Below are 12391 nucleotides of genomic sequence, written 5' to 3' on the forward strand. Positions count from 1 at the left end.
GGGATCTCGTCACGCCCGGACGGTGTCTCGCGGCACCTGTACGACCGAACATAGTTCATCTTTCAACTATTCCGTGCCTTGAAGGGCGGGACGAGGAGGCCGCCCGTACGCTGGCGCAGAGCGGCCGTGCCGGCGCGTGCCGGCGCGTGCCGGCACCGAACCACACCTCATGGAGACGCCCATGACGCACGACTTCGAGCCGGTCCGGCCCGTACTGGAACCGGCGGCCGCGGCCTTCGCGCAGGCCACGGCCGAGCCCCCGTACCTGTTCGAGCTGGCGCCGGCGGACGGTCGCAAGGCGGTCGACGAGGTCCAGTCGGGCCCCGTGGAGCTGCCGTCGGTCGACGAGGAGTGGATCACCGTGCCGGGCGGGCCGACCGGCGGCGTCCGGGCCCGGATCGTCCGGCCGGCCGGTGCGGTCGGCGTCCTCCCGGTGATCCTCTACATCCACGGCGCCGGCTGGGTGTTCGGCAACGCGCACACCCACGACCGGCTGGTGCGGGAGCTGGCCGTCGGGGCGGGCGCGGCCGTGGTGTTCCCCGAGTACGACCTGTCGCCCGAGGCCCGCTACCCGGTCGCGATCGAGCAGAACTACGCCGTCGCGCAGTGGATCGTCCGCGAGGGCGCGAGCAGGTGGCTGGACGGCGCGCGGCTGGCCGTCGCGGGTGACTCGGTGGGCGGCAACATGAGCGCCGCGCTGACCCTGATGGCGAAGGAGCGCGGCGACGTGGCGCTCCGGCACCAGGTGCTGTTCTACCCGGTGACCGACGCGGCCTTCGACACCCCTTCGTACCAGCAGTTCGCGACCGGCTACTTCCTGCGCCGCGACGGCATGCGGTGGTTCTGGGACCAGTACACGACCGACCCGGCGCAGCGCGCCGAGATCACCGCCTCCCCGCTGCGGGCCACCACCGGGCAGCTGGCCGGCCTGCCCGCCGCCCTGGTGATCACCGGCGAGGCCGACGTGCTGCGCGACGAGGGCGAGGCGTACGCCGACAAGCTCCGGGCGGCCGGCGTCCCGGTGACCGCGGTGCGCTTCCAGGGCGTCATCCACGACTTCGTGATGCTCAACGCCCTGCGGGAGACCCACGCCGCCGAGGCCGCGATCACCCTGGCCGCCCGGACCCTGCACGACGCCCTGCACACCGGCTGACCTCCATGCGCCCGCCGACGCCCCTGCGCCGGTCCCCGCGCCCCGGGGTGCGGTGGGGGCGGGGAGAGCGAATCCCCCCGCCCCGGTCGGGCCTCAACCGAGCCGGCCGCGGGCCTTCAGCGGTGTCACCGGGAGCTGCGGAGCGGGGACCGGAGGACCGTCGTAGCCGTGCACGGTTCCGAAGCGGCCGCCGGACATCCAGTCCGTCCGGGCCCGGGTGATCTCCTCCCCGGTCCGGCCGACGAAGTTCCACCACATCACGAGCTTCTCCTCGAACGGCTCCCCGCCCAGCAGGAGCAGCGAGCCGTCGGCGAGGGCGCGCAGCGGCAGCTCGCGGCGCCCGCTGCCCAGGTAGAGCATCGATCCGGGCTCCAGGCGGACGCCGTCCACCTCGGTCATACCCGACATGGTCAGCACGGCGTACTCGAAGTCGGGCTCAAGGGGGAGCCGGACGGACCCGCCCTCGCGCAGGGTGAGGTCGACGCCGACCAGCGGGGTGTGGACGGTTCCGGGTGAGGTGGTGCCGTCGAGGGAGCCCAGGATCACCGTGCCGTGCAGCCCGGCCGCGGTCACCTCGGGGAGGTCGGCGTGGTGCTCGAAGGCGGGGGCGGTGTGCCGGTGGGCGTCGGGCAGGGCGACCCAGAGCTGGGCGCCGTGCAGCAGCCGGGCGTGCTCGCGCGGGGACTCCTCGGAGTGCGAGACGGCCCGGCCGGCGGTCATCAGCCCGAGTTCGCGCGGACGGACGGTCTGCAGGCTGCCGAGACTGTCGCGGTGCAGCACCTCGCCCTCGTGCAGCCAGCTGACGGTCTGCAGCCCGATGTGCGGATGCGGGGGCACCTGCATGCCGGGCTGGTCGGCGATGTCGTCCGGCCCGTAGTGGTCGACGAAGCACCAGGCGCCGACCATCCGCCGGCCGAGGTTCGGCAGCAGCCGGCGCACGACGGTGCTGCCGCCCAGCGCGGTCTCACGGGGCGCCAGCAACTCCCTGACGGGCCCGCCCGGCACCCGTTCCCGCCCGCCGCGCACGACTGGGGCCCTCCGGTCGGACTCGCTCATGCCTGATCGGCTCCCTTGCTGCGGGCCGCGACCACGGGCGTGGCGCCGGCCACGGCCAGGGTGACGGGCGTCCGTTCGGCGATGTCCAGGAGCCGGGCGCGCTGCGCCTCGTCCAGATCGCCGACCAGGTCGATGCGGCGGGTGATGCGCGCCGACCGGTCGGATCCCTTCTCGTAGCCCAGGTGCACCCGGACGGTCTCCAGCGGCCACTGCTTGCGCTGCGCGTACATCCGCAGCGTGATCGCGGTGCAGGAGCCGAGCGCGGACAGCAGCAGGCCGACCGGCGTGGTGGCGGTGTCGCCGCCGCCGGCCGAGGCCGGCTCGTCGGCGGTCAGGTGGTGCCGGCCGGAGCGGATGTCCACGCGGTAGTCCTCGCCCGTGCTGGTGGCCAGGACGGCGGCGGACCGGACGAACTCCGGTGCGGCGGTGGTGGTGTCGGGGGAGTCGGCGGCCGCGCCGGGGGCGGCCGGGGCGGCGGTCACAGGCCGAAGCGGGTGCGCTGGGCCTGGGGGACCAGGTCGACGTAGTCCGGGTGCTTGGTCAGCCAGCCGCGGATGAAGGGGCAGTACGGGAGCACGTCCGCGCCCCGCTCCCGGGCGGCGTCGAGGGCGGCGCGGGCCAGCACGCCGGCGAGACCGCGCCCCGCGAACGCGGGGTCGATCTCGGTGTGGATGAAGGCCAGTTCGTTCTCGTGCCGGAAGTACTCGGCGAAGCCGGCGAGTTCGCCGTCCTCCGTGATCTCGAACCGCGAACGGTCGGGGTTGTCCGTGACGGTGGTCGTCATCGTTCCTCCAGGGTCGTGGGTGGCGGGCGTCCGGCCCGCCATCGAGGTTAATTTAGCATTCAACAAGTTATCGATCAAGGAAGGCGGCTGGCGCGGGCGCCGGCTGGTGCGTGCGGGTCCCGTCGGACCAGGCGATCGAGCGGTCCCTTGACGTCGGCCACCCGCCGAAGGTGGTGGGCTGTCCGTCGACCAGGGCTTCCGGCCGGCTCGTCGCCGGGGTCGGAGTCCGCGAACTCACTCCCAGGGCAACGGAGTCCGCGCCGCGATCCGCGAAACCCGGGGCGACGGGGCCTCCGTCACGACGGCAGTCGCCCCCAGCCCGCGCCCGCCCGCGCTCGCGACACCGCCGGCTGTGCCGAACCGCCCGGTGCCCGGCGCCGCATCGACCCTCGACACGCCACGTTCGTCGTCTCGGCCCCCGGCCCCCTACGTCACCCGGAGGAGCACGGCACCGAGCAGAAACCGACCAACTCGCGCCGCTGCACCTTCACTTGACCGCCCCCGCCGCAAGGGCGGAAGTTCACCTGGATCCGCGAGCATGGGCGGCCATGAGAAACCTCAGTCGCCGCATCTTCATCTTAGGCGGGCTCACCACCGCGGGCGCCGCCGCACTCCAGGTCGGGGCGACGGCTCAGCCGTCGGCCGCCGCCACCACGCCCTTCCCCTTCACGCTCGGCGTCGCCTCCGGGGAGCCGGACGACAACAGCGTGGTGCTCTGGACGCGTCTGGCTCCGACCCCGACCAACGCGGACGGCCAGGGCGGCATGCCCAACGCCGACGTCGCCGTCGACTGGCAGCTGTCGACCGACCAGAACTTCACCACCCTCGTCAGCTCCGGTACGGTCACCGCCCGCTACGCGCAGGCCCACTCCGTGCACGTGCTGGCGGGTGGACTCGCCCCGGACTCGGAGTACTACTACCGGTTCCGGGCCCAGGGGTTCATCTCCTCGGTGGGCCGGACCCGCACCGCACCGGCGCAGAACACGGTCGGGCGTGACTTCACGATGGCCTTCGCCTCGTGCGCCCACTACGAGAGCGGCTACTACACCGCCTACCGGCGGATGGCCGACGACCGCCCCGACCTGATCCTGCACCTGGGCGACTACATCTACGAGGGCGGCGCCGGCACCGGCGGGGTGCGCCAGCACCTCGGCAGCGAGATCGTGTCGCTGGCCGACTACCGCCGCCGCTACGCGCTCTACCGCACCGACCCGGACCTCCAGGCCGCGCACGCGATCGCGCCGTGGCTGGTGGTGCCGGACGACCACGAGGTGGAGAACAACTACGCCGACATGGTGCGCGCCGACAGCAGCCCCGTGCTGACGGCCGCGCAGTGGACGGCGCGACGCACCGCCGCGTACCAGGCGTACTTCGAGAACATGCCGCTGCGGGCCGCGGCGACGCCGTCCGGCAACAGCATCCAGCTCTACCGCCGGGTCCGCTGGGGCACCCTCGCCACCTTCCACATGCTCGACACCCGCCAGTTCCGCGACGACCAGGCCTGCGGCGACGGGACGAAGGTCTGCGCCGACGCCGACCTGGCGAACCGTTCGATCACCGGCGCGGCCCAGGAGGCGTGGCTGCTCGACGGACTCGGCCAGCACCTGAGCACCTGGGACCTCATCGGCCAGCAGGTCTTCTTCGCCCGCAACGTCAACTCCGCGGGCGCGATGAACATGGACGCCTGGGACGGGTACCGGGCCAGCCGGACGCGGATCCAGCAGGGCATCATCGACCGGGCCGTGCGCAACCCCGTCGTCCTCACCGGCGACGTGCACGCGTCCTGGGGCAACGACCTGAAGGCCGACTACGCCGACCCGTCCTCGGCGACGATCGGCTCCGAGCTGGTCTGCACATCCATCACCAGCGGCGGCAACGGAAGCGCCACCACGACGATCCCCAACGGATCGCTCAATCCGCACCTGCGCTTCTACTCCAACCAGCGCGGCTACGTCCGCACGCACGTCACGCCGGCGCAAATCACCGCCGACTTCAGGTCGGTGGCGACGGTGACCGAGCACGGCGCGGCGGCGACCACCGCCCGGACCTTTGTCATCCACGACGGACAGCCGGGGTTGGCCGATGCGTAAACTCTCCGTACTCGGCGCGGTCGTCGCCGGATTCGCCGCGGCCCTCGCCATGGTCGCCCCGGCCTCGGCGGCCGGGCCCTCGTCCTGGGTGACCGCGAACAGCGACTCCACCGGTGACCAGGACACCTCCTCGATCGCGGCCAACCGCCTCGGCGACGTCGCGGTGGTCTGGGAGGACGACCGCGACTCGACCGCCCCGGCCGACGACGCGCACAGTGACGTGTGGGTGCGGATGTTCCGCAACGGCGTCTCCGCCTACGAGTCGAAGCTCTCGGCCGGCGGGACGGCGGGGGTGGCCTGGCGGCACCTCCAGCCCGACGTGGGCCTCGACGACCGCGGCAACGCCGTCGTCGTGTGGGCGGAGGACCCGGACGGCAACGGGTTCTACAACATCGTCTACCGGGTGCTCTCCCCGGCCGGTGCGGTCCTCGGCTCCGGTCGGGCCAACGCGAACTCCGACGGCCAGCAGATCCATCCGCGCGTCGCGGTCGACCCGGACGGCGCGCCGGGCAGCACCGGCGCGGTGGCGTTCTCCGTGGTGTGGGAGGACATCCAGGGCACCGCGGCCGCGACGGTGAAGGCGGCCGGGTTCACCGGGACCACGACCAAGGCCTACGAGGTGACGGTCAACGCGACCGGCGGCGCGCACCACAACCCCGACGTCGCGACCTCCGCCTCGGGCGACGCCGTCGTCGTCTGGGACGACGACACCGACAACAACGGCTCCTACCAGATCGGTCTGGTGAAGCTGGCCAAGGCGAACGGGGCGGTCGCACTCACCCGCCGCAGCGCCAACAGTTTCGCCGGCGGCCAGCAGCAGCGTCCGGCCGTGGCCGCCGACTTCAACGGCGACTTCGCCGTGGCATGGGAGTCCGACCACACCGGTACCCGCGGTGTCTGGGCCCGGTCGTTCACCGCCGCCGGTACCGCCGGCTCGGCCGAGGTCGAGATCTCCGCCGGACCCGGAGCCGGCAACCCCACCGTCGGCATCGACGACCAGCGCGACGCCGTGGTCGGCTGGAGCGTCGCCGGCACCGATCCGGCGGTCCGGGCCCGGGGCCTCAACCCGGACGGCACCTTCGCCGGCCGGCTGCCGGCCCAGTCCGTCAGTCAGGTCACGACCGGTCGGCAGGAGCAGGCCGCGGTGGCCTCCTCCCCGTTCGGTGCACTCGCGATCTCGTACACCGATGACAACGACGGCAACAGCTTCGACCAGGTCCTGCTGAGTCTGGGGGCGACCAACTCGGACTGGTGACGTCCGCTCGATCCACGGACGTCCGCCGGGCCGCCCGGTCGGGAGATCCGGCAGGCGGGTCCGGAACCGCGCGGGAACGCGGTTCTCCGGTACCCCTGTCGGACCACCTCCACAGGGTGGCCCGGCGGGCGTCCGGGTCCGGGGGTGGGCCCCTGCTCGACCGCGGCCAGTGCTGAAGGGATGTCAAGAGCCCGCGCGCAGCCCAGGTGTCCGCAAGCGCTCGCGCGGCACGCCGGCTTCAGGATTGTGCTACGGCCGAGGGAGGACGCTCGTGCAGGGGCCGGCCCGGTGGCCCTGCCCCGGTGCTTCTGATCTGCGGCGACGACCGTAGAGTGGCCTGCGCAGCTGGTTCGCCCTGTCCGCCAGGCAGGCGCGTCGCAAGAGGGAACCCGGTGGGAATCCGGGACTGCCCCGCAGCGGTGAGCGGGAACGACCGCCGTCATACGCACTGGGCCAAGGCGGCCCGGGAAGCGACGGCCAGTAGGAGTCCGCCCTTCACAGGGGTGGGCGCGCCCGCGAGTCCGAAGACCTGCCGCTGCCCGCGGACCGCCACGGTCCGTGGTCCCACCGGACCCCGCGGGCGGGTCGGCGGCGGGGAGGGACGCGCACGCGCACCTCCCGCTCCTGCGCGTACCCGGGGTCTCCTGAACTCGCGAAGGAGAGTTCCGTGCAGCAGACCGAGTGGCCGGGTGCCCCCGGGGCCGTGAACCGTCGAGGCCCGGACAGCGGGGCGACGGCAGGCCGGTCCGCCGGCTCCGGCGCGGCCGGGATCCGGCCGGGCGCTCCGACGACCGGCGGGGTGGCCCGGTGACGATGCCCCCTGCCGTCTCCCGGACCCCGACGGACTCGGCGGTCACCCTGGCCCACATCATGAGCGAGCACGACACCAACCTCTACGGGACGGTGCACGGCGGCGTCGTGATGAAGCTGATCGACGACGCCGCGGCCGCGGCCGCCGGCCGGCACGCGGGTGTCCCCGCGGTCACCGTGTCGGTGGAGGAGATGTCCTTCCTCGCGCCGGTGCGGGCCGGTGACCTCCTGACGGTCCTGGCCCGTGTCGATCACGCCGGGCGCAGCTCGATGTACGTCTCGGTGGTGGTGACGGCGGAACGGTGGAACCTCACCGGGCCGGTGACGAGGGTGGCGACGGCGCAACTGGTCTTCGTCGCCGTCGACGCGGACGGGCAGCCGCACCGTGTGCCGGCGCTGGTCCCGGAGAGCACCGTCGAGCAGCGCCGCGAGCGTCTTGCCCGTGAGCGCCGCGCTCGGCGGGCGAAGGGGCCGGCCGGCTGACCTGGCCGACCGGCTGACCCTCAGCACCCAGGTCCGTCCGGGCCCCCGACCCCGACCCCGCCCTGACCCGGAGGGGAACCCGGGGCCCGGACGGACCGGCCGTCACCAGGGCGCGCAGTGCGCCGTGCGGCCGTGCTCACACCGCCCGGTGGGCGTGGAATCCCCGCCCGCTCTTGCGGCCGAGCAGTCCGGCCTCGACCATCCGGGCGAGCATCGGCGGGGGAGCGTAGAGCGGCTCCTTGTACTCGTCGTACATCGGGCGCCCCGCCCGCCCGCGCGCCGCACTGGCCCGCTCCGGCGTCCCGCTCCGGCCGGGCCGCGGGCGTCCTCGGGCCTTTGCGAGGGGCCGGGCCCAGGTGCCAGGACGGCCGGTACCACGTGCAGGTCTGAATTATTAACGGGCCCGGTGCCGTCGAGGCCTCCGGCGGCCGGGACCAGAACCGGCCCCCTGCGGATCCGGCCCCTTCGGGTGGTGCCGGCCTGCCCGAGGGGACCGGCCGGCACCCCTGCTCGGCCCGGCGGCGGGGGAGGGTGCCCCCGCCGCCGGGCCGCCACCCGTGACCGCGCGCCGAGCCGCCGGGCGCCTCCGTCCGACCGCCTCCGTCCGCCCGCGCCCGGCGCGCCGCGACACCCGTCAGTTCACTGCGCCGCCAGGCGCGGCGTGCGCGGCGGCACCGTGCGCCGGCTGCCCGTCGCCTCGAAGGCCGCGCCGAGGGCCAGCAGCGCGTTGTCGTCGTAGGCCCGGCCGGCGAAGGTCAGCCCGACGGGCATGCCGGTGTCCGCCATGGTGCCCATCGGCACGGTCACGGTCGGGATGCCGAGGTGACGGGGCACCAGGTTGCCGTTCGCGACCCAGACACCGTTGCGCCAGCCCAGCTCGGCGGACGCCTCGCAGACGTCCATGTCCGCGGGCCCCACGTCGGCGACCGCGGGGAACACCACCGCGTCCAGGCGCAGGTCGTCCATCCACAGCTCCAGGTCGACCCGGCGGGTCTCCTCCAGCCCGCGCAGCCCCTCTTCGAGGTGCGGCATGTCGGTGAAGGACGCGTACGGGCGCTCGCGCACCAGGCGCGGGTAGTCGCCGATCGTGTCGTCGAAGCCGGTGTAGCGGTCGGGGAGTTCGCCCTGCTGCTTGGGCCAGATGCGGTCGGGGTCGACCTCGGCCAGGGTGGCGAGCGCCGGGTCGCCGTTGGCCCGCAGGAAGTCGTCCCACGCCCAGGCGGACAGGTCCTCGATCTCGACGGCGAGGAAGTCGCGGCCGACCAGGCCGCGGGTGTGCAGCGAGGGCGCCTCGGGGCGGTCGGACTCGTAGTTGGACACGACGGGGAAGTCGACCTCGACCACCTCGGCGCCGGCGGCCTCCAGGTCGCGGCGTGCGGCTTCCCACAGGGCGATCACCGACGGGCGCGTGTCGATCCGCTGCCCGGTCTGGCCGCCGATGCCGCCGTCGGGGTTGGTGCCGGCGCCGGGGTCGGCGTTGATGTACATCCTGGGTACGCCGACGCGCTTGCCGGCGAGTGCGGCGTGCGCCGTCCGGGCGTCGGCGGGTGCGAGGGCCGGGTACGAGTCGGGCCGCACCTGCGACGCCGAGGGCAGCGGGACCCAGGGCTGCGCACGCCACAGGTCGCCGCGCGTCTCCGGGTCGTCGGCGACGATGACGTCCAGCAGTTCGAACAGGTCGGCCATGGTGCGGGTGTGCGGGACCACGACGTCCATGGTCGGCACCAGCGGCCAGTTGCCGCGCACCGAGATCACGCCGCGGCTGGGCGTGTAGGCGCACAGCGCGTTGTTCGAGGCGGGCGCCCGGCCCGACGACCAGGTCTCCTCGCCGAGGCCGAACGCGCCGAACGACGCCGCCGTCGCGGTGCCGGAGCCGTTGGAGGAGCCGGAGCCGTAGGCGCTGGTGAGCCAGTCGGCGCTGTACGGGCTCTCCGCGCGGCCGTACACGCCGCGCTGCATGCCGCCGTTCGCCATCGGCGGCATGTTGGTCAGCCCTATCAGGACGGCCCCGCCCGCGCGCAGCCGCTCGACGGCGAAGGCGTCACGCTGGGCGACGAGGTGCTCGAAGGCGGGCGAGCCGGCCGCGGCGGTCAGTCCCTTCGCGAGGTAGCTGTCCTTCGCGGTGTAGGGGATGCCGTCCAGCGGGCCGAGCGTCTCGCCGCGCGCGCGGCGGGCGTCGGAGGCCTCCGCCTCGGCGCGGGCCTCCGGGTTCATCACCACCATCGCGTTGAGAGCGGTGCCGGTGCCGGGCCGGTCGTACGCGTCGATCCGCGCGAGGTAGGCGTCGAGCAGGCCGACCGCGGTGGTCTCACCTTTCTCCAGCGCCGCGCGCAGGTCGGCGATACCGGTCTCCACAACGTCGAATCGGCGCGTCATACGGGTGTCTCCTGAGGGTCGGGTCGGCCGAGCCGCTGGGCGTCGAACCGATCGCGTGCGGCCGCCGTGCTTCCACTGCACTGACTAGATTTTCAGTCTAGACTACAGATCTAGGTCCCAGAATCGAGATGAGCCCATGCCGACGCCGCCGCCAGAGTCCGAGCCCGTACGGCCGCAACGCCTCCCCGCGGCGGAAGGCGTGACCGGCCCCGCGACGGCCACCGGGCCGGGTGCCGCCGCCCAGCCCCTTCGGGCCCCGGCCGACAGGAAGCGCCGGCCCAGCGGCGACGAGGCGCGGGGGCGGGCGATGCGGGCCGCCATCAGCGCCATCGCGGAGAAGGGCACCGCGGCCGTGCGGATGTCGGACATCGCGGCGCGGGCCGGCATGAGCACCGGGCACATCCTCTACCACTTCGGCAGGAAGGACCGCCTCCTGCTCGAAGTCCTCGCCTGGAGCGAGGCGGACCTCGGCGCCCGGTTCCAGCAGGCCGCGGACGAGGCCGCGTCCCCCGCCGAGAAGCTGGCCCTGTTCGTCCGCTTCTACCTGCCCCGCCACCAGGGCGACGAACGCTACGCCCTGTGGACGCAGGTGCTGGCCCAGCGCCACGACGACGCCGGCCGGCACCTCCTCACCGCGTTGTCCGACGCCTGGGAGGAGCGCCTGGAAGCCATCCTCCGGGAGGGGCGGGCGCTGGGGCGGTTCGCCGATGTGGACCCTTCCGAGTTCGTCATCAGGGCCGTGGCCATGCTCAACGGGCTCTCCGGCGACGTGATGTTCGGACGCTCGCGCTGGCAGCACGCCTCCGCGCACGCGTTCGCCCTGTCCGCCCTCGAACGCGAACTGCGGCCGGCCGGCGTGGCCTGAGGAGACGTCCCGGGCAGGGTCCCGGTCGAAAACCGACGTGCCGTCATGTCAATTGCTGCGAGCCGGCCCTGGCGCGGCGCCACCCGACGGTAAGTCATCCGACTCAAACGAAGCGCCTTACCGACCGTCAGATGCCGGAGGCCGCGGAGGCCTGCCGAGGAGCACAGTGGCGGACAGCGGGGCGGGCGGCCGCCGGTGTGCAGTCACTCCGGGGCCGCGCCGTACCCGTTCCCTTCATGACATCCACAGGCCAGGAGTCCGTGTGAACCTCTCCCTGAAGCCATGGCGGACAGCCGTCGTGGCGTTGCTGACGGCCCTCTCCGTCCTCTTCCTCTCCGACTCCTCGGCCTTCGCCGTGCAGAACGGGGAGGGCGTCGTCTGGAGCGAGGAGGTCGAGAACAACGTCGCCGTCCAGACCGCCGGCGGCATGGTCGAGGCGCGCGACCCGAACAACGGGATCCTCGTCCAGACGTGGCGCGGCTACGACAACGTGATCTACCTGTCGGTCAACCACGGCCGGGTGACGCCGATGCCGGGGGCGACGACGTACGCCAACCCCGTGGTGGTGTGGCGGTGGTCGAGCGGCGACAACGCGGTCTTCCGGGTGTTCCACACCGGCACCAACGGATTCGTCTTCTACACGGACGTGTCGACCGTCGGCGTCAACCACCTCCCCAACATCCAGCCGTGGTGGAACCAGGTCCCCAACGGCGCGGCGACGCCGAACACCTTCCCCGTGACGGCCGCGGCGCTGCCGAACAACAGCATCTACCTGGCCTTCCGAGGCTCCAGCAGCACCGAGATCTGGGGCCAGTTCTTCAGCGGGACGAGCAACCAGTGGAGCAACCCCGCGCGCGTGACCGATGCGCGGAGCGACTCCGCCCCCGCGCTGGCCTTCAGCCGCAGCACCAACATCACCGTCCTCGCCTGGCGCGGCACGGACAGCCAGATGAACCTCGTCCGCCAGTCCTGGGGCGAGAGCTGGTGGTGGGGCCACGACGTCCTGCCCGGGGTCGCGGCGGACGGGCAGCCCGCCGTGGCGATGGCGGACGGTTCGCACGGGCAGCTCGCCACCCGCCGGCTGGGGAGCCATCAGATCTCCCTCACGTCGGTCTTCTCGACCGGTGGATGGCAGGGCTACTGGGACGCCGAGAACACCGGGCGGGTGGTCAGCGCCATCTCCCTCGTCGCCTACGCGACCACGGTCTACCTGCTGGCCCAGCAGTACAACGGCGTGGTCAGCTGGAAGCCGTCGCGGCAGTTCTGACCTCCGCCAGGAGGACGGAGCCGTCGCGGCCCGGGACGCCGCCTGCGGGCGTCGCCCCGGGCGCGGCCGCCCCGACGGCCGAAGCCGGCCCGCAGTTCACCGTCAGGCTGCCCCGACCCGACCCCACCCGACCCGACCCGATCCGATCCGACCCGGGCCCCGCTCCCGGTGGCCGGGAGTCGTCGCCGGGGCAGGAAATGAGGCCGCAGCCCCGCCCTCGGCACGGCGGTGCGCCGGGAACCGTATGATCGG

The 12391-nt window shown here is 73.5% G+C and carries 10 protein-coding genes, 1 pseudogene and 1 riboswitch; of the genes and pseudogenes, 6 read left to right on the plus strand and 5 right to left on the minus strand.

The genetic code is table 11. The features are described from left to right. Positions 1 to 181 precede the first annotated feature (181 nt). Positions 182 to 1153: an alpha/beta hydrolase gene (locus tag J2S46_RS36935; protein WP_191294827.1), complete on the plus strand. Its 972-nt coding sequence runs from the start codon at positions 182 to 184 to the stop codon at positions 1151 to 1153. Between the two features lie 93 nt (positions 1154 to 1246). Here the strand turns inward: J2S46_RS36935 and J2S46_RS36940 are convergent, their stop codons facing one another. Genes J2S46_RS36940 through J2S46_RS36950 form a run of 3 tightly spaced genes read right to left on the minus strand, consistent with a single transcriptional unit; the run spans position 1247 to position 2993 of the window. Then, positions 1247 to 2209: a pirin family protein gene (locus J2S46_RS36940; RefSeq protein WP_307352513.1), complete on the minus strand. Its 963-nt coding sequence runs from the start codon at positions 2207 to 2209 to the stop codon at positions 1247 to 1249. Continuing rightward, positions 2206 to 2691, minus strand: a complete 486-nt coding sequence (locus J2S46_RS36945) for an OsmC family protein (protein ID WP_229913187.1) — start codon at positions 2689 to 2691, stop codon at positions 2206 to 2208. Before J2S46_RS36945 ends, J2S46_RS36940 begins: the two co-directional genes overlap by 4 nt. Beyond that, on the minus strand, positions 2688 to 2993 hold the full coding sequence (locus tag J2S46_RS36950; RefSeq protein ID WP_191292995.1) for a GNAT family N-acetyltransferase: 306 nt from the start codon (positions 2991 to 2993) through the stop codon (positions 2688 to 2690). Before J2S46_RS36950 ends, J2S46_RS36945 begins: the two co-directional genes overlap by 4 nt. A gap of 548 nt (positions 2994 to 3541) precedes the next feature. Here J2S46_RS36950 and J2S46_RS36955 point away from each other — a divergent pair. The 3 genes from J2S46_RS36955 (at position 3542) to J2S46_RS36965 (ending at position 7631) form a co-directional block, all read left to right on the plus strand. Further along, positions 3542 to 5083 (plus strand): alkaline phosphatase D family protein, encoded by a 1542-nt coding sequence (locus J2S46_RS36955; RefSeq protein WP_191292994.1) that lies wholly within the window; start codon positions 3542 to 3544, stop codon positions 5081 to 5083. Continuing rightward, entirely contained in the window at positions 5076 to 6338 is a 1263-nt protein-coding gene (locus J2S46_RS36960) for a hypothetical protein (RefSeq protein WP_191292993.1), read from the plus strand. The genes J2S46_RS36955 and J2S46_RS36960 overlap by 8 nt, the downstream gene beginning before the upstream one ends. A 328-nt stretch (positions 6339 to 6666) precedes the next feature. Further along, positions 6667 to 6889: riboswitch (cobalamin riboswitch) on the plus strand. 262 nt (positions 6890 to 7151) lie between these two features. After that, positions 7152 to 7631 (plus strand): acyl-CoA thioesterase, encoded by a 480-nt coding sequence (locus tag J2S46_RS36965; RefSeq protein ID WP_191293004.1) that lies wholly within the window; start codon positions 7152 to 7154, stop codon positions 7629 to 7631. 136 nt (positions 7632 to 7767) lie between these two features. Here J2S46_RS36965 and J2S46_RS36970 read toward each other — a convergent pair. Together J2S46_RS36970 and J2S46_RS36975 are read right to left on the minus strand one after the other, a co-directional pair. Next, a pseudogene (locus J2S46_RS36970) lies at positions 7768 to 7887 on the minus strand (3-hydroxyacyl-CoA dehydrogenase family protein); the annotation flags it as partial. 383 nt (positions 7888 to 8270) lie between these two features. Continuing rightward, positions 8271 to 10007, minus strand: coding sequence for an amidase (locus J2S46_RS36975; RefSeq protein ID WP_191292992.1), 1737 nt, complete (start codon positions 10005 to 10007; stop codon positions 8271 to 8273). A 307-nt stretch (positions 10008 to 10314) separates the two neighbouring features. Here J2S46_RS36975 and J2S46_RS36980 point away from each other — a divergent pair, with 307 nt between their 5' ends. Continuing rightward, a complete protein-coding gene (locus J2S46_RS36980; protein ID WP_307352516.1) occupies positions 10315 to 10872 on the plus strand; it encodes a TetR/AcrR family transcriptional regulator in 558 nt (185 codons plus the stop codon). Between the two features lie 262 nt (positions 10873 to 11134). Beyond that, positions 11135 to 12139: a hypothetical protein gene (locus J2S46_RS36985; RefSeq protein ID WP_191292990.1), complete on the plus strand. Its 1005-nt coding sequence runs from the start codon at positions 11135 to 11137 to the stop codon at positions 12137 to 12139. The last annotated feature ends 252 nt before the right edge of the window (positions 12140 to 12391 follow it).

Origin of the sequence: Kitasatospora herbaricolor, assembly GCF_030813695.1 — a bacterium.
Classification (GTDB): domain Bacteria; phylum Actinomycetota; class Actinomycetes; order Streptomycetales; family Streptomycetaceae; genus Kitasatospora; species Kitasatospora herbaricolor.